Here is a 23,750-nt window from a genome sequence, read left to right as displayed (position 1 = left end):
TGAGGAGATGCCGTACCCGCCCTGGCTGCGCACCGGGCCCGAGCCGGCGCCTGAGATCCGCTCACGCCGCTCATGGCGTGCCCGGGTCTTCGCCACCGCCCTGAGCGTCTTCGTTCAGCTCCCAGGGCTCGCGTTCGCATTCGGCGGCGCCTGGCACCATGCCCGCGGATCGGTCGATCTGGTGTCAGCCGGATCGGTCGTTCTCGGGATAGCGGCCGCGGCGCTTCTGCTGCTCCCATCGCGCACGGCCGGTGTGATCGCCGTCGCAGCCCTCGCGGTTCCGGCCATCGCGCTGGCACCGGGTCCGCCGGCCGCCGCGCTCGCGGTCGCGATCGCCGTCGCGCGGGCCGTGCTCGGCGGCGCGTCGATGTGGGCGTGGTGCACTTTGGCCGGCCTCGGGCTGGTCGGAATCGGCTGGATTCTGGCGCAGGGCGGCGGTGCTGCGGGCATCCGGGTGCTCGCCGTCACCGTGGCGCTCTGTGTGGTCGCGGCCGCTGCGAGCGGTGCGAGCGGGAGGCGCGAGCGTTTCCGAACCGCGGCGCGCGAGGAAGCCTCCCGCCGGCGATCGGCCGCCGAGGAGGAGCGACTGCGCATCGCCAGGGAACTGCACGACGTTCTCGCTCACTCGCTCTCGCAGATCAGCGTGCAGGCGGGTGTCGGCCTCCACCTGTTCGACGATGACCCGGAGAGCGCGAGGCAGAGCCTGCGCTCCATCCGAGAGACGAGCGCGACCGCCCTGGACGAGGTGCGCGGAGTGCTCGGGATGCTCCGGCAGTCCGACGATCCGGCTGAGGCATCCGCTCCCCGGCGCCCAGAGCCGACGCTGCACGCGCTTCCTGCGCTGCTTGAGGAGACCCGCCGTCTCGGGCTACGCGTGGAAGCCCTCGGAGAGGTCGCGACCGGTGCGTGGACCGGCGATCCGTCCGTGTCGGCAGCCATCCAGACCGCCGCATACCGCATCGTCCAGGAATCGCTGACGAATGTGCGCCGCCATGCCTCGACCGCCTCCGTCGTGGTCGAGGTGTCGATCCGAGCGGACGCCCTGATCGTCCGTATCGAGAACGGGCCGGCCCAGGAGTCCGCCGCCAGCGAGGCCGACGACCGGAGGGCACCCGGCCGGGGCATCCTGGGGATGCGAGAGCGAGCGGCAGCCCTCGGCGGCACACTGGAGGCCGGGCCGACTGCGACCGGCGGGTTCAGGGTGATCGCGCGTCTGCCCGTGATCCCACGAGGGGGAGGCCCAGCCGCACCGAAAGAGGAGACAGTGTGATCCGCGTCGTACTGGCCGATGATCAGCAGCTCGTGCGCGCCGGATTCCGTGCGCTGCTCGACCACGAGCCCGACATCGAGGTGGTGGGGGAGGCATCCACCGGGCGAGACGCCGTGGCCCTGGTGCGACGGGAGCGTCCGGATGTCGTGCTCATGGACATCCGGATGCCCGACGGCGACGGCCTCTGGGCGACGTCGGAGATCGTGGGGGATGAAGCGTTGCAGGACGTTCACGTCGTCATCGTCACCACGTTCGAGCTCGATGAGTACGTGTCGGAAGCGATCAGGGCCGGAGCCAGCGGCTTCCTGGTGAAAGACACCGACCCTGTCGAACTCATCCGCTCGGTGAGGGTAGCGGCGGCCGGCGACGCGCTTCTATCGCCCGGGGTGACCAAACGCCTGCTCTCACGCCTGGCCGGATCGGTGCGTCCCGAGGTGACCGCCGCCGTGCTCGAGCCACTCACCGAGCGGGAGCGCGAGGTGCTCGCCCTCGTCGCAGAGGGCCTCAGCAATGCGGAGATCGGCGTTCGGCTCTTCATGAGCCCGCTCACGGCGAAGACGCACGTGTCGCGCATCCTGACGAAACTCGACGCGCGCGACCGCGTGCACCTCGTGGTCATCGCCTACGAGTCGGGACTCGTAGCACCCGGCCGGTTCTGAGCCGTCCGGCCTGCTCCCGTGGTGCACTGCTCGTGCTCCCATGGGAGCAGGAGGATGCCTCCCGCCGGCGGACGCGCCCACCCTGGCCCGCGCAGGAACCTGGAATCGGCTCGAACCGGGCCCGTTCACGTATCAGAAAGGTTCTCTCATCATGGTCAGCGCACTCTTGTCGACTGCGAGCGCCGCACCCCTCGCGGTCGCGGCGCACTGGGGCGGCCCGTGGGCCGGGGGATTCTTCCCGTTCTTCCCGCTGTTCTTCCTCATTCCGATCTTCTGGATCCTCGTGATCGCACTGATCGTCTTCCTCGTCACCAGGCGCCGCAGGGCGTACTGGCGCGAACACGGCCCTTCGGGTCAGTTCGGCCCGTACGGGAGCTGGGCGGCGAGCAGCAATGCAGAGTCGACTCTCGCCGAGCGCTTCGCGCAGGGCGACATCGACGAGGTGGAGTACCGCAAGCGCCTCGAGGTGCTGCGGGCGAACCGTCCAGGGCCCTCGCCCCGCTGAGGATCAGCCCGCCGGCGCAGCATCCGCTGTCGCCGGCGGGTGCTCAATCCTCGAGATGGTCGACACCGGGAAGCCAGCTCTGGCCCGGAACACCCCAGCCTCGCTTGCGCTCCACCTTCGCCGCGGTGCGTGCGTGACCGTCGGTGAGCCGGTCAACGTACAGAAGTCCGTCGAGATGGTCGTACTCGTGCTGGAAGATCCGCGCGAGCCAGCCGTCCGCTCGCACCTCGAACGGCTTCTCCTCCAGGTCGACGGCCTGCAGGATCGCCCGCGGGGCTCGTCGGAGCGGGAATCTCTCGCCCGGGAAAGACAGGCATCCTTCGGACTCCGTCTCAGGGTCCGCGTCGCCGGCGGGCACGGGGGCGATCCAGAGCGTCGGGTTGATGGCGACCCCGCGGTGCCGCTCGTCGGAGTCATCTGTCCAGTCGAAGACGAAGAGCCGCCTCGCCACACCGATCTGCGGGCCGGCCAGCCCCACACCAGGGGCGGCCGCCATCGTGTCGTACATGTCCTGCACCAGTTCGCGCAGCCCGGAGTCGAACTCCGTCACGTCGGTCGCCGGAGCGTGCAGCACGGGATCTCCGCAGATGCGGATGGGAAGAACGGCCATTCGACCAGGGTATCGGCGCACATTGACGTTAGGGTCGTGTGGTGATCTTCGACCTGGCGGCAGCGTCCGGCGACCTCACTGCTCTGCAGCCACGCCAGTTCATCGGCATCCCGATCGCCCTGGTCGGCGCCGTTTTCCTCTCCCTCGGCGCGCAACTGCAGCACCGAGGCGTGACGAAGGTCGAGCGGCACACCGAGCACGACGGCCGTGGCGGGCTTCAGCTGAAGCAGTTGACCTTGCTTCTGGCCAGGCCGTCCTGGGTGCTGGGCACTGTGATGCTGGGCCTGGCCATCGTGCTCCAGCTGACGAGCCTGGCGTTCTCGCCGCTGATCGTCGTGCAACCGCTCGGCGCGGTCTCTCTTGTGATCACGGCGATCATCAACGCCAGGGTGAGCGGTAACAGGTTGAACAAACGCACGGTTCTGGCGATCTGCCTCTGCGTGGGCGGTGTCGGAGCGTTCGTGGTCGTGGCCGCGTTCGCCGCACGCGAGGTTCCGGTCACCGAGAGCGACCTCGTCGAGATCCTCATCGTGCTCGGCATCGTGCTCGTGCTGTGCGGAGTGGCGTTCGGCGTCTTCCGGTCCCGACTGCCCGCTATCGGGTACGTGGTGGGGGCCGGTGTGCTCTACGGCTTCGTGGCGACACTGGCGAAGTCCGTCATCTCGCGAATCGAGCAGCAGGAGTTCGATGTGCTCACGCTGTTCTGCGTGCTGGCGCTTCTGGCCGCAGTCGGGCTCGGCGCCTACTTCGTGCAGAACGCGTACGCCTCCGGCCCGCCCGACCTCGTCATCGCCGGTCTGACGGTGATCGATCCGCTCATCGCGGTCACGATCGGCATCGCCATCCTCAACGAGGCCGCGGGTGCGCAGCTGTGGCAGATGCTCGCCTTCCTCCTTTGTGGGGCCATCGCGATCGTCGGTGTCTTCCTGCTCGCTCGCGTGCATCCGGGTGTACGCACGTACGACGACGCGGTGGAGCCGGAGAACCCGCACAGGGCGGGCTCTGCATAGACTGGGGCGTTGTAATCCCGCCCGGTCTCGACTCCCGGTGCGATGATCATGCCGACGCCCCCCGCCTACGGCATGGAGAGCATGAAGAGAAGGACGACTCCTTGACGGATTCACGCGAACCGGTTGCGGAGCCCTCGCCTCCCGCGGAGGCGCAGCGCAAGCCCTTGAAGGTGCTGATCGGTGTCGACACGTTCGCACCGGACGTGAACGGAGCGGCACGGTTCGCGGAGCGGCTGGCCGCCGGCCTTGTCGAGCGCGGGCACGAGGTTCACGTGATGGGACCTTCAGCTGGACGCCGGCATGGCACCTGGATCGAAGAGCATGAGGGCCAGCGGATGATCATGCACCGGCTGTACAGCTTGCGCTGGCGCCCGCACCCCTGGCTCCGGTTCGCCATGCCGTGGACCATCAGGCGCAACAGCGCGCGCGTGCTCGAGGAGGTGCGGCCCGACGTGGTGCACTTCCAGTCGCCCGTCATCGTGGGCCGCGGGCTGTCCATCGAGGCGCAGAAGCGGGGCATCCGCCTCATCGGTACCAACCACCTGATGCCGGAGAACATGGTCGAGTTCTCGCTCATCCCCTCGTGGCTGCAGAAGTGGTCCGTGCGGATCGCATGGAAGGGCGCGGCGCGCACGTTCCGGCGGGCGGAAGCGGTCACGACCCCCACCCATAAGGCCGCGCAGTTCCTCGAGGAGCACACGGGACTTCATGACGTGTACGCCGTGTCGTGCGGTGTGGATGCCCACAAGTACACAGCCAACTTCCAGCCGCGCACGGAGAACCGCATCATCTTCGTCGGTCGTGTCACGGGCGAGAAGCAGATCGACGTACTGGTGCGTGCGATGAGCATGCTTCCCGATGACCTGGACGCGAAGCTGGAGATCGTGGGCGACGGTGATCAGCGCAAGCACCTCGAGCAGCTCGCCGAACAGCTCGGCCTCCGCGACAGGGTCACCTTCACCGGCTACGTCTCGGACGACGAACTACGTGAGGCCTATACGCGCGCTACCGTCCTCGCCATGCCATCGGTCGCGGAACTCCAGTCGATCGTGACGATGGAGGCCATGGCCTCCGCGCTGCCGGTCGTCGCCGCCGACGCCATGGCGTTGCCGCACCTCGTGCATGACGGGCAGAACGGGTACCTGTTCAAGCCCGGAAACGTACAGGATCTCGCCGACAAGCTCGAAAAGGTGCTGCGCATGCCGCACGACGAACTCACCGCAATGAAGAAGGAGTCCCTCCGGCTCATCGCGGCCCACGACATCCAGCGAACGCTGAACACTTTCGAGTGCCTGTATCGTGGTGAAGCGGTGCCCGACCTCGTCACCGACGACGTCGCACCGGCCGACGCGGAGTGACCGCGTCGCGCCTCACGGGGCGGTAGCTCAGCTGGTTAGAGCATCGGACTCATAATCCGCCGGTCACGGGTTCAAGTCCCGTCCGCCCTACTTCCGTTGAAAACACTGGGAACGGCAGTCATTGAACGGCTGCCGTCCTTGCATTTCAGGAGCGGTTTGCCCACATTTTGCCCACATTTGTTTCGCCGACTTCATTGAGTCGGTCGGCGACAGCGTCGTAGACAATGCGTGCCCCTTGCCATGGTGGGATCGATCAACTCGCACGCGAGCGCGGCGAGGATTGAATCAACGGCTATAGGATCACGACCGACAGTTTTGCACGCACGACGTTGCAAGCCAACCGCCCGCGAGGCCCGCTGAAGGATCCCCTTCCCGGCAGTGCGGTGGACGTCGCGCTTGTTCAAGGCGCGTAGCGCCGCAACGGTGTGCGAGGCGTCAGAGCGACGAAGAACGTGGTCGAGCCGAGTGCGGCGAGGATCAACGCGAGGAGCGCTGCTATCGGCCCAAGGCCACCGGCCCAGACGATGCACCAGAATCCAATGGCGCCGAGAACGTTGGGCGCAGTGGCGGCAATCACTGTGCGGACCCACGTGCGTCGACTGCCGGTAAGTTCGACGAGAATAGCCAGGATTGCAGGAACGCAGCCAAAGAACGCCAACCCGATCGCGGTCACCTCGAACTGGCCGAAGCGCTCATCCGAAGTGACGACAACGTCTGCAAATTCCGGTGACGTTTCATAAACGTAGTTGTATCCCCAGCTCAAGACGGTCGCAGCGATCACGACCGCAGCCAGGAGCCGTACTGTCATCCAGGAAATGGCCCCACGACGCCACGAGAACCGGTCATCGTCCTCATGGGTGCCATCCGCCACGACGCAAACGTAGTCCACCTCGGCGACTCGGGTGACGGCCCGCTAGCGGATCGTCTATCGGGCACAGCTACGGCGCGGGGATTGCGTGGCTGAGCAGGGTTAGAAAACCAGTGGAATCGTCGGTGTAGTGGTCGACGATCAATGTGGGCATGCCGGCAGCGGCGGCCCCGGCGATGTCCTGGTCCGGGTGGTCGCCCACGAACAGGCATTCAGATGGTGCCACTCCGAGCCGACGAGTGAATTCTTGGAAGGCGCGAGCATCTAGCTTCCAGACTCCAAGTTCCTCCGCCGTGCACACTACATCGATCAGATCGTAGAGGCTCGTGCGTCGTAGCTTGTCGAGCTGTTGCTCGTGACTTCCGTTCGTGAGCACACCCACAATGAGGCCCCCGGCTCTGATTGCTCGTATCGCCTCCACCGCGCCCGGGAACGGTTTCCAGGCGGCGCGATAGGCGCTCAAGTATTTGTCGAAGAGAGCATCCAATGCCTCACCGTCGCGTGGAGGCTCAACACCGAGAGCGGGAAGAACTGTGCGCAGCCGGTAACGACGTTGCTCTTGGAAACTGATTTCCCCGCTGCTCCACTTCTGGAATCCGGCATCCTCCGCAGCGAACCATGCAGAGCGAGCGTCGGCCGAGGGCTGCACGCCGAGGTCGCCCAAGAACGAATCGACGCCCTCCGCGGCTGATCCGCGATGATCAAACAGGGTGCCATCGAGGTCGAATCCCACCGCCTGAATCCTGGACACAGGGCGACGGTATCAGCCAGCCGCCGACGACCAATGTGTGAGCCGAGCGTTTTAGAGCTTAGGGCCGGCACCGTCCGATCACCGATCACCTAACGGACGTGCCGAGCGGCGCCATCCCAGGGTCGCCGTGCCGCGCGCGGTCACTCCCGTTGATCGTGCAGGGCACGGAGTTTGAACATGATGATGCCGAGGTGCTTGTTCATCCACTGCTGCTTGTGGGGATATCGTTCGGCGGTCTCAGCACTCATCTGCGGCTCGACTGCCGCCTCGACCCAGAGGCCCGCGCCGCTGAACGTGTTCAGCAGATCGGACATCGTGTAGGGCCGCTTGGTGAGAGTCACGCTCTCATCCCAGTTCCGGTGCCGGAAGCTGAACGACTCAGTCGCGAAGTATTCCTCTCCGAGAGAGGTCCCGTTCTGCTCAGCGCGCTCGATCGCGTAGCGGAGCGGCTGAGTGCGGGTCAGCAGGATGAAGCCGTCATCCGTCAACATGTCGCGCGCGATCTGCAACGCCCGCACCGGATCGGTGGCGTACCCGAACGACTGCAGGAACAAGATCCGATCAAACGACCGGCCAGCCAGCCCGGGCACGGCCGACAGGTCGGAGAGATCACCCACGATCAGCTCGACACCCGGCGGCGGTGTGATGAAGTTCCCACTGATGTCGACCCCAACGGACTCGGCGGCGCCGTCGGTAACCAGCTCTGCGACCTTGCCCCCGTTACCGCACCCAGCATCGAGGACGGCGAGACCACTCACGTCGCCGAGCAAAGAGCGCTCGGCCGGCCACTCCACGAGGCGATCCAACGAGTCCTCCCGGGAACGCGCCTCCTCGAAACCCGACGAGAGCGCCTGCCACGGCAGACTCGCGTCCTCAGCGGTCTCCCCACCAGCGCTACTCATCGATTGATCACCTCAAACTCGTACATGCTCCAAAGCTAACCGCGCCGGAAACGGCGTCTGGCAGCGGATCCCCCTTCGAAACCCTTGTTCTCCTGAGGGTGACGTGCGCTGGCCATGCCTTGCGACTGATAGCTTGTGCCGACGTCGAGCGGATTGAACAGTGCGACGACGGCATAAGTTTTCATGAGCCGACACTATGGCAAGCAAAGAGTCCCGAAAGCGGATCGCTCTCTGCAACATCTTGTGCACATTCCCTCGGGGAAGGGGGTCCTCCGGCTTCAATCCGGCTAGGGTGACGGCGGCGCATCGGGGTCGTAGGGGACGGGGCGGGCTTTGTTCTGGAAAAGGGTGGCTGGGTTCGCCGCGACGGGGGCCGCCATCGCGGCACTGTGTTCGTGCTCATTGCTCGGATCGAGCCACTCTGGCCTGACGTGTACGCGTCCGTCTACCTCGACGAAGAAGCTGTCCCCTGATCTGAACGCAAAGGGTTCTGCGCGTCCGGCATGGTCCGGGCAAGTCGGTTCGATCATGACCGCTGAAGGTGATCGCCTGTTCAGTGATGCCGGCGGCGGCTGCCTGTATGAGTTGAGTGCAGCAACGGGCGCGCCAGGTTGGTCCTGGTCAACACCGGGACCGTCGTCGGTGATGGGCGCAGTCGCATCAAAGGACATCGTCATCGTTGCGACCGGGACGAATCACGGCCACGCCCCTGCAGCGGTATACCCGGTGACCGATCGGATCACCGGCTTGGACCCGAAGTCAGGCCATCAGCGATGGTCGTTGGGCCTCGGCGAGGACGGGCAGGGAGTTCCGGCAGCCATCTACGGACGCCTCGCCGTGGTCGCGAAGGCCAATGGCTCGGTCGTGGGGATTGACACATCTCACGGAACCCGACGATGGGCCGCGCCAATGGTGGCAGGATGCCAGAACAACCGCGGTTTGTCAGGCGTCTCCGCAACAGTGAATCTGTTGCGTGGCCCGCCGGTGCCGATGGTGGCCTACCAGTGTGCACCAGCGCAACGCATCGTCCAGCTCAGTGCCGCAACAGGGGCAGCGTCATGGTCGTGGACACTCCCACCTGGGCGCACCGTCGATGCGCAGACGACGGCGGGCAGCGACTCGGGGCTGCTGGGAGTCCTGGTCAGCGGGTCTGGTGTTCCGATCGCGACACAGCGCCCCCCTGCCGGGCAAGGTCAGGACGGGTACAACACGGACAGCCTTCTCGCAGTCTCCGACGTGACCGGGGAACCGCAATGGGAGGTCGACGGAATCTCCTCCACTGCTGGCGTCTACGCCGGGCAGGGCCGGCTGTGCACGGTCTCCGCCTTCGCAAGCACCTGCTTTGAGTCGGCAACCGGAACACAATCCTGGAACAGGGCCGCGTTGGTGCCGCCCAGCCATGGCGGATCGGACATGTTCAGTGCGATGGCTGACGACCGGGTGCTGCACATCGTCGAGCCCACAGTGGCGGCCGGCACTATCCCCGGCGAGTCGACCATCTACCGTTCACAGCCCGGAACCTTCGCGTTGGTCGGCTTCGACATCGCCACCGGGCGCCTGCTCAACGCAACACGCCTACCAGCCTTCTACGGCGGTCCCAATCAGGTCGTCGTCTCCGTCGACTCGCCGCCTGGCGTCGTCGCCGTTACGGGCACCCACACCATCGTCAGCCCGCAGTTCAGAGAAACCGCCACCGTAGAAGCATTCAGCAATTGACAAGGACACGCACTACGCCGAACCGTTCACGAGGATGTCACTGCATCCGCACAGGGAGCGAGCGAGTCGCGAATGGAATGATCGGACTGTAACCGATCGGACGTCCGCAAGCCCATCGGCTACCGGGCGTCCGGGTGCGTGCGCGACGAACGGTTATCCGTTCTTATTGTGTAGGCGCCGAAACCACGCTCGTGCTGTCGGCTGAGGGGGCGCGAGCGTGTTTCGTCTTGCACCCGTGGTTGCTCCGTGGTTTACGGCGTTGGAGTGGGCGCTTGGTCGACGACGGACATTGAAATGCTCTGGGCATCCGTCACCGTGGTGCCCAACAGGTCTTGGCTCTCGGCGGTGTATGAGCGGATGAATCCGGTGGCAGTGTCGACGACGATTGTCGCGACCCTGGCGTGGGTGGTGTCGGCACGTTTTAGGGTCACGATCGATCCGTTCTGCGCGACGACCTTGATGCCGGGGATCAGTGCGAGGGCGCGGAAGGTCGCCGCACGAAGGTCAGGGGGCATCAGAGCGGTTGTGAGCGGGTTGCTGAACATGCTCATCACCCAGTCGTACCCCTGGCTCGCTTCACCTCGGGCACGGAACCAATTCAGCAGCGCCTTCGGATTGCGCGGCATCTCGGCGTAGTAGGGGCGCCATGGGTCGATGGAATTGGTGAACTTGCCTCGGTCGCGTTGCGGCGGCGTCAGGGGCCCGTCCTTGCCGCCGGGCATCCGCTCTACCTTCTCCGGCCCTCGGGAGTCAGGACCCAATTGAAGGAACCAGTCCTTCGTGCGGTCAGCTGGAAGGTAGAGCACGAGCAAGGAACTACCGGGGGCAGTGCCGGTCCCGCCTCCGGCCTTCGGATCCGGATCCCCCGAATAGCTAGTCGTATCCGCGATCCGCAGATACTGGCCGTCCGTCAACGTGGTGTCCACGGCTTTGATCGTCACGTTCGCGGTCTGCCGGAGCACGGCAGCGGCCGCCGGTTCCGGGTGTGGCGGGGCCAGGACGATGCCAGCAACAAGCGCCGCCACCGCCAACCCGGCGATCACGACGGATCCTCCGATCAACCGTCGGCGGACCGGCTTCCGCACACCGGGCCGCTGCTTTCGAGTAGCCTCGCGCAACAACGTCCGCCGTGCTTCGTCGAGCTTCGCATCTGTGAGTGCGGGAACGTCCTGCCCGATCTCACGCACCTGTTCCAAGACGTCCATCGGTCTCCTCCTTCGCCATCCAGGTCAGCCGGGGCGCCGCGTGCGAACCCGGTGGTGCGAGCTTTCTGCGCACCCGGTTAAGTCGAGAGCGCACCGTCCCGACCGGCACCCCGAGGGCCAGCGCAACTTCCTCGTAGGTGAGATCACCCCACGCATACAGCAGCAGGGTCTCGCGGTCTCGGGTCGACAACGCTGCAATACGCGGTGCCAACGCCCGAAGAGCGGCAGTGGCGTCCGTGCGCGCGGATACTGCGTCGATCTCGCCATTGCTGACGTGGTCATCCCGGGCCACTGATACCTGGAAGGCCCGCCATTGTGCGGCCTCCTGCGCCCGGTGTCTCTTGACGATCCGGGAGGCGATGCCCAGGAGCCAGGGCCGGGCAGACTCCCATGAGGCATCGAAGTCGGCCCGGCGGCGGAACGCGACGAGCATCGTTTCGCTCAGCACGTCTTGCGCGGCATCTGCACCCACACGCCGCGCGGCGAACGCCGCGACCGCCCTAGCGTGCAGATCGAACAACTCCGCAAACGCCTTCGGCTCGTCGACCGAACGGCGGATGATGTCGGCATCCGTGCTCATACGGTCTATTGCACAGACGCGGGGAAATGGTTCACGAAATCATCATCTCGAGTCGCAGGCCACGAGACCTCCGATCCAGGCGACAGCCGCGCGCCATACGCTCAAAGTGCACGAAGAAGGATCCCCTTATGCAACATCCGATTCGATCTGCGGGTCGCTCAGACCTGCCGAGCTGCGGTTCAAGTCGTGCTCGGGCGACCTCGCACCGGCGCTAGGTATCGCGTCGCGCGACGCGTGAATGGTAGCGAGGAGCCGCAACGGCCTGGACGTTCTGAGCGGGCCAGCGAGGCGCTTGTACCGCAGCGCGGCCCTTCTGGGGAGAATGGACGCATGGACATTGTGGGGTTGCTCGATGACGAGGCGATCCTGCGCGCCTGCGAGCGGTATCACGTGCAGCGGCTGCGAGTCTTCGGGTCGGCTGTCACCGATCGCTTCGACCCGCAACACAGTGACGTTGATTTTCTCGTCGACTTTCTACCTGACAATGACGACCTGTTCCAGGACTACTTCGACCTGAAGGACGAGCTGGAGCACATCCTCGGCCGCCCGGTAGACCTGGTCGACGCAAGTGCTGTGCGCAATCCGTACTTCAAGGCGTCCGCATTCGGAAGCGCGCAGGAACTGTATGCGGCCTAGCGGCGAAATTCCTGGTCTCCTGTGGGACGCGCTCGACTTCGCGCGCAACGTCCAGGTGGCCGTCGGTGACACCCCACTGGAGGCATATCTAGCCGGTGGCCCGGTCGCCTGGGCCACCGAGCGACAGATGGAACTCATCGGCGAGGCACTGGGGAAGCTCCGGACCATCGACCCGGCACTGGCGGAACGCATTCCCAACATGCACCGGATCATTGCGATGCGCAATGTCCTGGTCCACGGGTATCTCATCGTCAACAGTCGCGTCGTCTGGCTTGCCGCGACTCAATCCGTACCCGAACTCGTTCCAGTTTTGGAGCACCTGCTCGCAGAGGCCGATCGCGCAGCGAGCGGGTCGACGCTGCCGTAGTGCGGCGGTTCGGCAGAAGGTGGTTTGCCCACATTTTGCCCACACTTCAACGAAAATCACCGAGATCACGGTGATCCCACAAGACTCAAAATCCCCGGAATTCCGCGGTTCTTGGAGTCCTCACCCGTGTCTCCGTAGCCCTGACTAGAGCATCGGACTCATAATCCGCCGGTCACGGGTTCAAGTCCCGTCCGCCCTACTGGTACCGATGAACGGGCCATGCGCCGGCTGCATGGCGCCGGCTCAACCTGTGAGACCGCACACGCTGGGCATCCAGTTCGTGTGATGGCCGTCCGCGACATGTGCGGCTGCTGTCACATTTCTGAATACGCCGCTCAGTAGTGCCGGGCAGTCAGATACGCGGGGAAGAATCGAGTCCGGCCGACAAGCATGCCGGAGCGGAGGCGACACATGGGCATCCGACGTCCGCCGTCGTCTCCGTTCAGGTCGTGCCCATGTCGGCCGTCGCCGTGTCGCTCGCATGCCCTAGGGTGGGCGGTCGGATGACAGCTTCACGCACTGAAACACGCACCGGATCGTCGGGTTCACGACTGCTACGCGGAGCACTCGACGGTGCCTCCACCGTGCCGTTCACCATCGCCTACCTGGTGGTCGTCACGGTCGTCACCATCATCGTGAGCACCCCCTCCGGTGTGCGTGCTCCGATTCGACGGATGCTCGCCACCGGCTTCGACCCGCTCGGGTTGTGGGGCCACTGGTGGAGCCCTGTCACCTCGCTGATCATCGCCACCGACTACGTGGCCCTCGCGTTCGCCCTGGTGCTCGGCGGAATCGCCCTGGCGATCAGCGAACGCCGCATGGGAACCTGGCGCACGGTGTTCGCGTTCTTCGCCACCGCCGTCGCAGCCGACGTGCTCGGCGCCACCGTGCAGACCGTGATCGGTTCGGCAGGCGGCATGTTCAACGAAGGCGTTCTCGACACACTCGTGCTCGACCCCCTGACAGGTGCGGCCGGCGCCGTCATGACGGCGAGTGCGTTCGCGTCGGTGCGCACCAGGCGACGCATCCGAGTGCTCGCAACCGTGATCGTGCTGATGTTCCTGCTCTACCGTGGCGGCCCGGTCGACATTTATCGCGCGCTGGCGGTGCTGATCGGATACGCGCTGGGACTGGTCCTGAACCCGTCCGGCAGGTCGCGCAAGTGGGGGTGGAGCTCCCACCACGAGGTGCGCGTGCTGATGGCGTCGGTCGTTGCCACCGGAGCGATCGGGCCGATCATTGCGGCGTTGTCGATGCATCCGCATGGCCTGCTCGCACCGCTCGCACTGCTGCTCGACAACGGCTCGTCCTCCGACCCGCAAGGGCTGCGCGCGTGCACGGTATACGCGGTGAGCCGCTCCTGCGTGCACGCGATCACGCTGGAACGCATCGGCTCGTTCGGCCCGATCGTGTTGAGCGTGCTGCCCCTGCTCATGCTCGTTCTTGTGACCTGGGGCCTCGCCAGGGGTCGCCGCTTCGCCGTCGGACTCGGCATCGCGATGAACGCGCTGCTCGCGTTCTGCGCCGCGTACTACCTCGGTTTCCTGCCCCGCATCGGCATCCCCGGCGTTCAGCGTCTGCCGGATCACGGTTCCTGGGGCGTGGTCGCGACCCTCGGCGCGACGGTGGTCGCCCCGATAGTGACGGCGGTACTGCTGTTCGCCACTCGGCGAAGCTTCACCGTCGTGCCGACGAGACGCTCGATCGTACGCTATCTCACCATCGTGGTGGTGAGCGTCGGCGCACTGATCATGCTGTACGTGGGACTCGGCTGGGCGTTGCGCACGATCGCCTTCGACCGGCCGATCAGCATCGCCGATCTGCTGCTCGACGCGGTCGAGCGCTTCATACCCGTCGCGTTCCTGCACCGGGAGATACCGGACTTCCTGCCGTCGTCTCTGGCCGGTCGCATCCTGTACCACGGCGTCGGGCCGCTGTTCTGGCTCATCGCGATCGGTGCCGCGATACCTCCGCTGCTCGCCCGTCCGGCGTCGTCGGTTCACGATGCTTACCGGGCCAGGCGCATCCTCAAACAGTACGGTGGCGACCACCTGTCGTTCATGACGACCTGGCCGTACACCTCGTACTGGTTCGGACCGGAGGGGCGCACTGCCGTCGGCTACCGGGTCGTCGGGGGCGTGGCGATCACGATCGGAGCGGCGTTCGGCGATCCGGGTCGCGTGGCGGATGCCATGGCCGGGTTCGCACGCTACTGCGACGACCGAGGTTGGACGCCTGCGTTCTACAGCGTTGATGCGGGGGAGTGGGATGCCCATTTCGCCTCGATCGGCTGGGATCGTCTCGTCGTGGCAGAGGAGGCCGTGATCGCGCCGCAGTCCTGGAGCACGACCGGTAAGAAGTGGCAGGACATCCGCACGGCCATCAACCGGGCGAAACGCGACGGCTACACGCTGGAGTGGACGAGGCACGTCGACCTGTCGCGGGAGACGACGCGGCAGGTCGCGGACCTCTCCGAGCAATGGGTCGCTCAGAAGGAGCTCCCCGAGATGGGCTTCACGCTCGGCGGACTCGACGAACTGCACGATCGCGACGTCGCACTCCTACTGGCCAGGGACGGTGATGGCGTCATTCAGGCGGTGACGAGCTGGATGCCCGGCTATCGCGATGGCCGGGTGCACGGCTTGACGCTTGACTTCATGCGGCGTCGCATCGACGGGCCGAACGGCGTGATGGAGTACGTGATCGCCGGCGCCGCCGAACGTGCGCGCGAGGACGGCATGGACTACCTCAGCCTCTCCGCTGCGCCTCTTGCGCGGACGACGACCGCGGACGCACCCGACAGTGCGGTGGAAGCCGTGCTCACAATGCTCGCCTCCTCTCTGGAGGCGATGTACGGCTTCCGCTCGCTCCTGTCGTTCAAGCGCAAGTTCCAGCCGGAGCTCCGGCCGCTCATCCTTGCCTACCCCGACCCGGTAGCGCTGCCTGCGATCGGCCTCGCCCTGCTCCGGGCCTATCTGCCAGGCCTTACCGTGCGCGACGCCATGGCTCTGCTCGGACGCCAGCGCAGCGAACCCGCTGCAGCGCGCTGATGGCCTCCTATCTCGTCGCACGTCGCACTGCCGACGGCACCGCTGTCACCGAGATGGACGCCGACGGCGCGGAGGGCGCCACCTCGAGACTGGCCGCCGCCGAGTGGCCGGAGTACCTGCGGCGCACGGAGTCGGCCCAGCCGCGCTGGGCCTGGAACAGCACGCGCTCGTGGTACCCGCGACTTCTCGCCGAAGGCATCCGGGTGGCTCGATGCGTCGACCTTGCCCTGTGCGGCACGATCCTGCGGGGCGCAGCCGCAGTCGCCCACACGGCGCTGCACGACGCGCCCCCGCCGTGGCCCGGGCACATACCGGCACCGGAGGCCGCAACCGACGACGCGCTCTTCCGCCTCGACGACCCCGCCCCCAGCGAAACTCAGACGGATGAGGTGGAAGAGCTGCGGGCCCAGCTGGGCGCCGTCGCATCCATCGACGATCGACCCACGGCATCCCGCATACGTCTTCTTCTGGCCGCCGAGTCCGCCGGCTCGCTCGTCGCCGCGGAGCTCCGGCACGCCGGCCTTCCATGGCGTGCCGACGTGCACGAGCGTCTGCTCACCGAGCTGCTCGGTCCCCGCGACCGGCTCGGCGGGCGCCCCGAGCGCATGGAGGAACTGGTCGCGCAGATCCGTACCGGGTTGGATGCCCCGCTGCTCAACCCGGACTCGCCCGGTGAGCTGGTGAAGGCACTGCAACGGGCCGGCATCAACGCATCCAGCACACGAGCCTGGGAGCTGCGCGAGGTCGAGCATCCTGCCATGCCCGCGCTGCTGGAGTACAAGAAGCTCTCCAGGCTGTACGCCGCGAACGGCTGGGCATGGCTGGATGCCTGGGTGCACGACGGGCGCTTCCGTCCCGACTACCTGCCCGGTGGCGTGGTGACCGGGCGCTGGGCGACCAGCGGGGGCGGTGCCCTGCAGCTGCCGAAGCAGGTGCGCGGCGCAGTGGTCGCGGACCCGGGCTGGAAGCTCGTCGTCGCGGATGCCGCCCAGCTCGAGCCGCGCATCCTCGCCGGGCTCGCCCATGACGAACGGATGGCGGCCGCAGGGCGCGGGCGCGACCTCTACGACGGCCTCGTCGCATCCGGCGTCGTCGACAGCAGGCAGCATGCCAAGGTCGGCATGCTGGCGGCCATGTACGGCGGCACGACCGGTGACGGCGCGCGAGTTCTGCCGCGACTCGCGCGAGCCTATCCGCAGGCGGTATCGCTGGTCGCCGAAGCGGCAGCCGCCGGAGAGCGCGGCGAACGGGTGAGCACCCTGCTCGGCCGCACATCCCCTCTGCCTTCGGAGGAGTGGTTCGCGGGCCAGCGCGCCGCGTCGCTCCCCGGTGCGACGGCCGACCAGGAGCGCCGTGCGCGCTCCCGCGCGCGCGACTGGGGTCGCTTCACCCGCAACTTCGTCGTGCAGGGCACCGCTGCGGAGTGGGCGCTGTGCTGGATGGCCGAGCTGCGCAACCGGCTCGTCGAGGTCGTCGGCGATGTGCCTTCTCGTGCGGCGCCCCCGTTCGACCGCAGCCCTCACCTCGTCTATTTCCTGCACGACGAGGTGGTGGTGCACGCTCCCGCAGCCTTTGCTGAGCAGGCCGCCACCGCCGTCCGGGATTCGGCGCGAGCGGCCGGGCGTCTCTTGTTCGGCGATTTCCCGGTCGAGTTCCCGCTCAGCGTCGCCGTGGTGGACAGTTACGACCAGGCGAAGTGACGCAATATCCGGCCGTCTCCACGCGTTGCAGTCCCTAGCGCAGCAAGAGCACCGACGAGTCGCAATACACGAACGCAGTCGATAGCAGAGGATGGATTCATGACCGACACCGCCGCAGCATCCACGACCGATCCCGCCCAGCTCCTGAAGAACTTCCACGAGCGCAGGGAGTACTCGGTGGTGCAGCCGAACGGCAATCTCGCTCTCGTGAACACGCAGTGGATCACGGATGCCGCACCCCAGCCGGTGTGGGGCGCCGCGGGTCTCTGGTCGCCGCTGCCCGCTGGCGAGTCAGGGCTCAAGGTGACGGCGACCGCGGCAGACGGGGTCGTCGTCGACGGCAAAACGGTCGACGGTGAGGCGATCGTTCGCGGCAAGGACACCGACGATCCGAGCACGATTGCCTTCAGCGACACGGTCACGGGAACCGTCATCGGCAACGAAGCACGCGAGTACGCGCTCCGGGTGTGGGACATCCGGTCCGAGGGCATCCAGGAGTTCGGCTCGATCGACGTCTTCCCGTACAACCCGGAGTGGGTCATCCAGGCGACGTTCACCCCGGTCGAGGGCTTGTCCGTCGGCTTCGAGCACCTGAAAGACGAGGGAGCCACCCGCGAGCTGGCGATCCCCGGCGAGATCACGTTCAGCAAAGACGGCGCCGATTACAACCTCGCCGCGTTCAAGGCGGGCCGCGCCCTCCAGCTGGTCTTCTCGGATGCCACGAGCGGCGACGACACGTACTCCGTCGGCCGGTTCCTGTTCGTCGCGCCGAACCCGGACGGCACGATCACTCTCGACTTCAACCGGGCCATCCTGCCGCCGTGCGCCTTCAGCTACGCGTTCAACTGCCCGATGCCGCCGAAGCAGAACCGGTTCGCCGTGCGCATCGAGGCGGGGGAGAAGAACGTGCTGAAGAAGGACGGCTCCCTGCTGCACGAATTCTGATCGGGCTGGGAGCGCTCGCGGCTGACGGACGCCGGCAGCGGGTGCCCGCGGTCAACCGAGAGGATCGGCCTCGCTCGCCCTGCGCAGCAGCTCGTCGCGCTCACGTTCGTTCGCGGTCAGGGACGCCGCGCTCAAGAATGCTCTGCGTGCTTCGGAGAGCCGCCCGAGCCGCTCCAGGAGATCGCCGCGCACGGCAGGCAGCAGCGCGTACCTGGACAGCGACTTCTCCGAGCTGAGCGGCTCGAGCGCGTCCAGGCCCGCCTGCGGGCCGTACGCCATGCCCACTGCGACGGCGCGATTCAGTCCGACGACGGGTGACGGCATCCGCTCCACGAGCGCGTCGTAGAGTCCGGCGATCTGTGGCCAGTCGGTGTCGTCGGCAGTGGGCGCGGTGGCGTGGCACGCGGCGATCGCGGCCTGCAGTGCGTACGGGCCGCGCGGACCGCCGAGCGCATCCGCCCGCCGCAGCGCGGCGAGGCCGTGAGCGATCAGCAGCCGGTCCCACGCGGTGCGGTCCTGCGACGTCAAGGGCACGGCCGCGCCGTCCGAAGCACGACGGGCTGCGAACCGGGACGCGTGCAGCTCCATCAGCGCGACGAGCGCGTGAGCCTCTGCTCGGTCCGGCACCAGTTCGGCGAGCACACGACCGAGCCGCATCGCCTCCTCGGCCAGAGTGGGACGCATCCATTCGTCGCCGAACGTCGCCGCGTAGCCCTCGTTGAACACGAGGTAGACGACCTCGAGCACCGATCCGAGCCGCTCGTCGAACTCGTCGCGATCCGGCACCTCGAACGGCACGTTCGCCGCCGCGAGCGCTCGTTTCGCCCGCGTGATGCGCTGCCCGATCGTGGCCGGCGGCACGAGGTAGGCGTGAGCGATCTCCTCTGTCGTGAGCCCGCAGAGCACGCGTAGTGCCAGCGCGACCCGCGAGGACGCGGGCAGCACGGGGTGACAGCAGACGAACACCAGGCGCAGCAGGTCGTCGTCGATGCGGGTCTCGTCCGGCTCGACGGCCTCTTCGTCGCCCGCCTCGGCAGCCGCGATCATCGCGTACTTCTCGGCTGCACGCTCGTCACGCCGCCACGCGTCGATTGCGCGTCGCTTGGCCACCGACGTGAGCCAGGCGGCGGGATTGCGCGGGATGCCCGTGCGTGGCCACGACTGCATCGCCTCCACCAACGCGTCCTGGGCGAGATCCTCGGCCCGGCCGAGATCGCCCACCATTCTTGCCAGCGTCGCGACCACCTTGGCCGCCTCCAGGCGCCACACCGTCTCGATCTCCCGGGCGACCGTCGCCGTGTCCGTCGTCACCTCGTCCGATGCCACCGTGCCTCCTTCATCGCGCATTCGCGATCGCGTCGCTTCGCACGTCTGTTTCGGATCGTTCCACGATTCCTCGCACTTCGATGCATCCGTCGGTCGCCGGGCACCGTCTGGCCCATTCGACGGCCTCGTCGCGCGACGCGACCTGCAGCATCCACATCGCGATCGGTGGCTCGGAATCCTGCGCGTCGCTGACGTAGCGTCGTTCGCCGTCGCACGAGACGCGCGCGCCTGCATCCAGATCGAGGCGTTCACCCGCCAGCAGAACGCCGGCCCTGATGAGCTGCTCGTCGTAAGCCGCCATGGCCTTTCGTGCCGGCTCGGCCCCAGAGTCGCCGTCGTCCCGTGCGGACGCCCGCAACATCAGCATGTACTTCATTCCCGCATCCCTGCCTCGTGCGTCAACGTCGCGACCTTCGCGCATACATCAGCACTCGTCATGACGTCGAACGGATGCCGCCGGTTTCGACTTCACGAGTGCCGCTGCCCGGATTCGGCTCGCGCTTCCACAGCTGGATCGTGCGATTCCCAGCGCGCCGCGTGATCAAGACGACGCCCGCCAGCAGATAGAGCGCGCCCTGCGCCTCCAGTAGCGGAAGCAGCCCGGTCATCGGCTGCAGCACACCCGCGGCGAGCAGGCCGATGCCCTGACCGATCGCGCTCACCAGCCCGTATGCAGCGAACGCCGATCCGCGGTCAGCGGCCGTGGTCTGGATGAGGCTGATGTACCCGGTGGCGAGCAGCACGCCGGGCGCGCCGACGAGCATGAACAAGACGACGTAGGGCCAGGTCGCTGTGCTGATCGCCGGCAGGTTCCACACCGTCAACGAGATGATGCCGAATGTGATTGCGCCGATCACGGCGAGCCTTTGCGGCCGGGCCGCGACGGAGAAGAGGCCCAGTGCCGCTCCCGCGGCGATCGAGCCGACCGCCTGGATGCCGCGCAAGAGCCCGACCTCGGCATCGGTGCCGTTCAGGCTGTCGGTGACGAACAGCACGAACAGCACCAGGAACAGGCCCTGCGCCATCGCAGCGAGACCGGCGGAGACGTAGGTCGCACACATCCCACGCTGCCGCAGTGCAGGGAACACCCCGACGCGCACGGGCGCCGTGCCATTCGGTGTCGCCAGGGCGCCCGGAGCTGGAATGTGAGCCCCACCGCCGACGGTGGCATCCATCGCCCGACGGACCCGGTCGCGCGGCGCGCTCCACAACAGCACGGCCGCGAGTATGAAGCTCGCGACGTCTGCTGCGACGATCACGTCCATCCTCCCGAACGCGAGCAGCGCGCCGCCCAACGGTCCGCCGACCAGGCGCCCGACGTTCTGTGCGAGCCCGATGAGCGCGTTGGCGCCCACCAGACGGTCGGCGGAGACGAGATCGGGCATCCACGAGTCTTTCGCCGGCTCGAAGATCGCAGAGCAGGATGCCTGCAGCACGATCACCGCATACAGCACCGGGATCTGCTCAGCACTCCGTACGAACAGCAGCGGAGCCACGGCGGCCGCCTGCACGAGGGAAACGACGACCAGCAGGCGCCTGCGGTCGAATCGTCCGACTAGCCGTGCCGTCAACGGGGCGAGCAGCACGATCGGCACCAGTTCGAGCACGAACGCGACCGAGGTGCCCAAAGCGGAGCCCGTCAGCCGGTAGACCACGAGGGGGAGGGCGACGAAGAGCATCCAGTCGCCGGTGTCCGACACGAATCCCGCGAGCAGCACCCGTACGAACGCGGGGGAGCGCAGATCCGAGCTCATGGGCGTTCGCGGTGCCTGACGCGCGGAAGCGCCAGCAGCGAGAGGTTCACAGTCCCCGCTTCGGCCGGCGCGTCCGTGCGAACGGCGGCGATATAGGGGCGCACGATGGCGTCGATGCGGCTCACTATCTCAGCCAGCTCGTCCGGCGTCACCCGCAGGCCGTAGTGTGCGTGGGCGTCCGCTTCACGCCAAGCCTCGTCGAGCCGCGCACGTTCGCGCAGATACTGCCGCGCGGCCTGGTAGTCGGCTTGCACCGATGCGGCGAACAGCTCCTCCGATCCCGCCGAATGCGGGTTCGTGGTGAAGCCGGTGATCGTGGCCCGCCACCGGCGTTCACGACCGTCGGCGGACGGGTCGTCCTGGACCAGCCCGAGCCCGGCCAGCACTCGCAGGTGGTAGCTGCAGTTCGACGGGTTGTCGCCGATCGCGCGCGCACACTGCGATGCGGTGGCCGGCCCTTCGTTCATCAGGTGGCCTAGCAGATCGAGCCGCACCGGATGAGCGAGGGCCTCGAGAGTGCGCGGGTCGTCGAGTGCGATCCTCTTCTCATCCATGGGCACTCCGTTCTGAAAGACCATTTCAGAGTAGGCGACCGCGGTCAGACCTGCAATGCTCTTTCAGAACTCCGGATGCTCAAGCCGAGACGGCGGCGAGGCGCACGTCGCGGACCTCCGTGCCGTCAATGTCCACCGTCATGAATGTGCCGACCGGCTGGCGCCGCCGATCTGTGGGCGAGCCGGGGTTGAGCAGGCGCATGCCTTCAGGAGTCACGGTGTCCCACGGAATGTGGCTGTGACCGAACACGAGCAGGTTTGTGTGACCGAATGCGGCGTCCATGCGACGCTCCCGGTTCGAGGCGGGGCCGGTCTCGTGAACGACGGCGATCCGCACGCCGTCCACCGTCTTGCGTGCGACCTCGGGCAGGCGTGCCTGCAACTCGGGCCCATCGTTGTTGCCGTACACCGCGAGCACACTGCGAGAACGTCGTTCCAGGGTATCTAGGGTCTCGAGGTCGACCCAATCGCCGGCGTGGATGACGAGATCCGCTGACTCGATCTCCCGCCAGAGGTTCGCCGGAAGATCTCTCGCCCGCTTCGGGATGTGGGTGTCGGAGAGCAGTACGAGACGCGTCATGTCAGATCGAACTCCGTAACGACATCGCCTGCCGGATGAGCACCGTCTATCAGGATGCCCGTCGCCGCCTTCGCAGCGGGACGCCCGCGCTTGGGTGCATCCGTTGCCAACGGCATGCCATCGGCGATTCCGGCCTTCCTGGCGCTTTGCAGGCGGAATTCCACCTGCTCTAGCCATCGCAGCTCTGCCTCGGCGGAAGCGACGCGGGAATCGAGCACGAGCAGCTCGGCGAGCTGTTCGGGATTCGACGGCGACGACGCCGCCTCGCGTGCCGCTGCCAGCCGCCCGAGAGCCTGCTGCGTCGCCACCCGCTGCGGTGCTACGACGTCGGACGCTTCGACGCCCGGCAGCGTTGCCGCGAGGGCCAGCTTGATCGCCAGTTCGTCGCGAGCGGTGCCGGAATCCCGGGCGACGGGCGAGGACAGCCAGTTCGAGACGGCCGCACTGCCGGCGCTCGTGATCTCGTAGAAGACGTGGCCCTGCTCATCGGCACCGGCCCTGCGGGCGAGTCCGTCGCGTTCCAGCCGGTCCAGCGTGTTGTAGATCTGGCCGACGTTCAGCGACCACGTCGCCCCGGTTCTCCGATCGAACTCGGCCCGCAGCTGGTAGCCGTAGCACGGCCCCTGATCGAGAATGGCGAGAAGGCTCTGGCGAACGGACAACGGCGCTCCCTCCGATGAGTGGTGACTGAATGCATACGCGGTATTGATATACCTGGAATGTGTTTGCGAGCAATGCGACGCGCCGCGGAACCCCGCCGGGATCCGCGACCCACGAATCACGCTCTTGTGATTCCGCCGCTCACCGGGGGATAATGCATCGGTCAGTGTTCATCGTTCTGTGGTCGTAGGGGAAGACGCACCACATCGAACGGAGGACACCATGGCGTCAATAAAGGCCAGAGGGGTGCTCTACGTGCACTCCTCTCCTCGTGCGCTCTGCCCCCACCTGGAATGGTCGGTCGGTCGTGCCCTCGAACGTCCGGTCAACTTCCAGTGGCAGGAACAGCCCGTGCTGCCCGGTGCATTGCGCACTGAGTTCTACTGGGAGGGCGAACGCGGCACCGCGGCGCGCATCGCGTCCGGCCTGCTCGGCTGGCAGCACCTCCGATTCGAGGTGACGGAAGATGCCGGCCTCGGCGCCGACGGCGGGCGATGGATCCACACGCCCTCTCTCGGCATCTTCCACGCTCAGACCGACACCGCAGGCAACACCGTGATCCCCGAGGATCGCGTGCGCTACGCGATGGAACTCGCCGGCTCGAGCGCCCACGACCTGCAGCACGAGCTGAGACTCGCCCTGGGTCAGGCGTGGGACGACGAGCTAGAGCCGTTCCGGCACGCCAGCGACGACGCACCTGTCATCTGGCTGCACAAGGTCGGCTGACGCGGCCGCGAACCCGGC

25 protein-coding genes and 1 tRNA gene are annotated in these 23,750 nt (G+C 66.9%); 13 read left to right on the top strand and 13 right to left on the bottom strand.

Annotation, left to right across the window (positions count from 1 at the left end; all coding sequences use genetic code 11):
- The first annotated feature begins 7 nt into the window (after positions 1-7).
- From ACYVI5_RS08780 to ACYVI5_RS08770, 3 genes are all read left to right on the top strand, one after another.
- The gene (locus ACYVI5_RS08780; RefSeq protein WP_460579865.1) at positions 8-1,270 is read left to right on the top strand and encodes a sensor histidine kinase; all 1,263 of its coding nucleotides are present in this window, start codon (positions 8-10) and stop codon (positions 1,268-1,270) included.
- On the top strand, positions 1,267-1,929 hold the full coding sequence (locus tag ACYVI5_RS08775; protein WP_460529537.1) for a response regulator: 663 nt from the start codon (positions 1,267-1,269) through the stop codon (positions 1,927-1,929). Before ACYVI5_RS08780 ends, ACYVI5_RS08775 begins: the two co-directional genes overlap by 4 nt.
- 151 nt (positions 1,930-2,080) lie before the next feature.
- Positions 2,081-2,434, top strand: a complete 354-nt coding sequence (locus ACYVI5_RS08770) for an SHOCT domain-containing protein (protein ID WP_460529534.1) — start codon at positions 2,081-2,083, stop codon at positions 2,432-2,434.
- Between the two features lie 43 nt (positions 2,435-2,477).
- Here ACYVI5_RS08770 and def read toward each other — a convergent pair whose 3' ends face one another.
- Positions 2,478-3,044, bottom strand: coding sequence for a peptide deformylase (gene def, locus ACYVI5_RS08765; RefSeq protein ID WP_460579864.1), 567 nt, complete (start codon positions 3,042-3,044; stop codon positions 2,478-2,480).
- A 44-nt stretch (positions 3,045-3,088) separates the two neighbouring features.
- Here def and ACYVI5_RS08760 point away from each other — a divergent pair, with 44 nt between their 5' ends.
- From ACYVI5_RS08760 to ACYVI5_RS08750, 3 genes are all read left to right on the top strand, one after another.
- Complete coding sequence (locus tag ACYVI5_RS08760; RefSeq protein ID WP_460580568.1) at positions 3,089-4,054, top strand: DMT family transporter; 966 nt, start codon at positions 3,089-3,091, stop codon at positions 4,052-4,054.
- Between the two features lie 101 nt (positions 4,055-4,155).
- The gene (locus tag ACYVI5_RS08755; RefSeq protein WP_460579863.1) at positions 4,156-5,412 is read left to right on the top strand and encodes a glycosyltransferase family protein; all 1,257 of its coding nucleotides are present in this window, start codon (positions 4,156-4,158) and stop codon (positions 5,410-5,412) included.
- A 16-nt stretch (positions 5,413-5,428) separates the two neighbouring features.
- Positions 5,429-5,502 (top strand) — tRNA-Ile (locus tag ACYVI5_RS08750).
- A 310-nt stretch (positions 5,503-5,812) separates the two neighbouring features.
- Here the strand turns inward: ACYVI5_RS08750 and ACYVI5_RS08745 are convergent.
- The 4 genes from ACYVI5_RS08745 to ACYVI5_RS08730 all read right to left on the bottom strand — a co-directional run bounded on the left by ACYVI5_RS08745 (position 5,813) and on the right by ACYVI5_RS08730 (position 8,118).
- Complete coding sequence (locus ACYVI5_RS08745) at positions 5,813-6,283, bottom strand: hypothetical protein (RefSeq protein WP_460579862.1); 471 nt, start codon at positions 6,281-6,283, stop codon at positions 5,813-5,815.
- 67 nt (positions 6,284-6,350) lie between these two features.
- Positions 6,351-7,031, bottom strand: coding sequence for an HAD family hydrolase (locus tag ACYVI5_RS08740; protein WP_460579861.1), 681 nt, complete (start codon positions 7,029-7,031; stop codon positions 6,351-6,353).
- Positions 7,032-7,171: 140 nt separating this feature from the next.
- The gene (locus ACYVI5_RS08735; RefSeq protein WP_460579860.1) at positions 7,172-7,933 is read right to left on the bottom strand and encodes a class I SAM-dependent methyltransferase; all 762 of its coding nucleotides are present in this window, start codon (positions 7,931-7,933) and stop codon (positions 7,172-7,174) included.
- 35 nt (positions 7,934-7,968) lie between these two features.
- A complete protein-coding gene (locus tag ACYVI5_RS08730; protein WP_460579859.1) occupies positions 7,969-8,118 on the bottom strand; it encodes a hypothetical protein in 150 nt (49 codons plus the stop codon).
- Between the two features lie 163 nt (positions 8,119-8,281).
- On the opposite strand from ACYVI5_RS08730, the gene ACYVI5_RS08725 reads away from it, so the two are divergent.
- The gene (locus tag ACYVI5_RS08725) at positions 8,282-9,649 is read left to right on the top strand and encodes an outer membrane protein assembly factor BamB family protein (protein ID WP_460579858.1); all 1,368 of its coding nucleotides are present in this window, start codon (positions 8,282-8,284) and stop codon (positions 9,647-9,649) included.
- A gap of 251 nt (positions 9,650-9,900) precedes the next feature.
- On the opposite strand, the gene ACYVI5_RS08720 is transcribed toward ACYVI5_RS08725, so the two are convergent.
- Both ACYVI5_RS08720 and ACYVI5_RS08715 read right to left on the bottom strand, forming a co-directional pair.
- Positions 9,901-10,854, bottom strand: a complete 954-nt coding sequence (locus ACYVI5_RS08720) for a hypothetical protein (RefSeq protein WP_460579857.1) — start codon at positions 10,852-10,854, stop codon at positions 9,901-9,903.
- A complete protein-coding gene (locus ACYVI5_RS08715) occupies positions 10,829-11,434 on the bottom strand; it encodes an RNA polymerase sigma factor (RefSeq protein ID WP_460579856.1) in 606 nt (201 codons plus the stop codon). Before ACYVI5_RS08715 ends, ACYVI5_RS08720 begins: the two co-directional genes overlap by 26 nt.
- A gap of 330 nt (positions 11,435-11,764) precedes the next feature.
- Here ACYVI5_RS08715 and ACYVI5_RS08710 point away from each other — a divergent pair, with 330 nt between their 5' ends.
- The 5 genes from ACYVI5_RS08710 to ACYVI5_RS08690 all read left to right on the top strand — a co-directional run bounded on the left by ACYVI5_RS08710 (position 11,765) and on the right by ACYVI5_RS08690 (position 18,132).
- Positions 11,765-12,070, top strand: a complete 306-nt coding sequence (locus ACYVI5_RS08710) for a nucleotidyltransferase family protein (RefSeq protein WP_460579855.1) — start codon at positions 11,765-11,767, stop codon at positions 12,068-12,070.
- On the top strand, positions 12,060-12,437 hold the full coding sequence (locus ACYVI5_RS08705) for a HepT-like ribonuclease domain-containing protein (protein ID WP_460579854.1): 378 nt from the start codon (positions 12,060-12,062) through the stop codon (positions 12,435-12,437). Before ACYVI5_RS08710 ends, ACYVI5_RS08705 begins: the two co-directional genes overlap by 11 nt.
- A gap of 503 nt (positions 12,438-12,940) precedes the next feature.
- Positions 12,941-15,487 carry a bifunctional lysylphosphatidylglycerol flippase/synthetase MprF gene (locus ACYVI5_RS08700; protein WP_460579853.1) on the top strand — a complete coding sequence of 849 codons (2,547 nt, stop codon included), beginning with the start codon at positions 12,941-12,943 and terminating at the stop codon, positions 15,485-15,487.
- Positions 15,487-17,187, top strand: a complete 1,701-nt coding sequence (locus ACYVI5_RS08695; protein WP_460579852.1) for a bifunctional 3'-5' exonuclease/DNA polymerase — start codon at positions 15,487-15,489, stop codon at positions 17,185-17,187. Before ACYVI5_RS08700 ends, ACYVI5_RS08695 begins: the two co-directional genes overlap by 1 nt.
- A gap of 99 nt (positions 17,188-17,286) precedes the next feature.
- Positions 17,287-18,132, top strand: coding sequence for a DUF1684 domain-containing protein (locus ACYVI5_RS08690; RefSeq protein ID WP_460579851.1), 846 nt, complete (start codon positions 17,287-17,289; stop codon positions 18,130-18,132).
- Between the two features lie 51 nt (positions 18,133-18,183).
- On the opposite strand, the gene ACYVI5_RS08685 is transcribed toward ACYVI5_RS08690, so the two are convergent.
- The 6 genes from ACYVI5_RS08685 to ACYVI5_RS08660 form a co-directional block, all read right to left on the bottom strand.
- Positions 18,184-19,458, bottom strand: coding sequence for an RNA polymerase sigma factor (locus ACYVI5_RS08685; RefSeq protein ID WP_460529517.1), 1,275 nt, complete (start codon positions 19,456-19,458; stop codon positions 18,184-18,186).
- A 10-nt stretch (positions 19,459-19,468) separates the two neighbouring features.
- Entirely contained in the window at positions 19,469-19,834 is a 366-nt protein-coding gene (locus tag ACYVI5_RS08680) for a YciI family protein (RefSeq protein ID WP_460579850.1), read from the bottom strand.
- Positions 19,835-19,892: 58 nt separating this feature from the next.
- Positions 19,893-21,212 carry an MFS transporter gene (locus tag ACYVI5_RS08675; RefSeq protein WP_460579849.1) on the bottom strand — a complete coding sequence of 440 codons (1,320 nt, stop codon included), beginning with the start codon at positions 21,210-21,212 and terminating at the stop codon, positions 19,893-19,895.
- The gene (locus ACYVI5_RS08670) at positions 21,209-21,766 is read right to left on the bottom strand and encodes an ArsR/SmtB family transcription factor (RefSeq protein ID WP_460579848.1); all 558 of its coding nucleotides are present in this window, start codon (positions 21,764-21,766) and stop codon (positions 21,209-21,211) included. The genes ACYVI5_RS08675 and ACYVI5_RS08670 overlap by 4 nt, the downstream gene beginning before the upstream one ends.
- Before the next feature lie 79 nt (positions 21,767-21,845).
- Entirely contained in the window at positions 21,846-22,346 is a 501-nt protein-coding gene (locus ACYVI5_RS08665; protein WP_460579847.1) for a metallophosphoesterase family protein, read from the bottom strand.
- The gene (locus ACYVI5_RS08660; protein WP_460579846.1) at positions 22,343-23,008 is read right to left on the bottom strand and encodes a PadR family transcriptional regulator; all 666 of its coding nucleotides are present in this window, start codon (positions 23,006-23,008) and stop codon (positions 22,343-22,345) included. The genes ACYVI5_RS08665 and ACYVI5_RS08660 overlap by 4 nt, the downstream gene beginning before the upstream one ends.
- A gap of 220 nt (positions 23,009-23,228) precedes the next feature.
- Here ACYVI5_RS08660 and ACYVI5_RS08655 point away from each other — a divergent pair, with 220 nt between their 5' ends.
- A complete protein-coding gene (locus tag ACYVI5_RS08655; protein WP_460579845.1) occupies positions 23,229-23,732 on the top strand; it encodes a DUF3145 domain-containing protein in 504 nt (167 codons plus the stop codon).
- Positions 23,733-23,750 lie beyond the last annotated feature (18 nt).

It is taken from the genome of Humibacter ginsengisoli (assembly GCF_054780095.1).
Note: the sequence above shows the minus strand (reverse complement) of the source record. Positions and strands in the feature narration are given on the sequence as shown.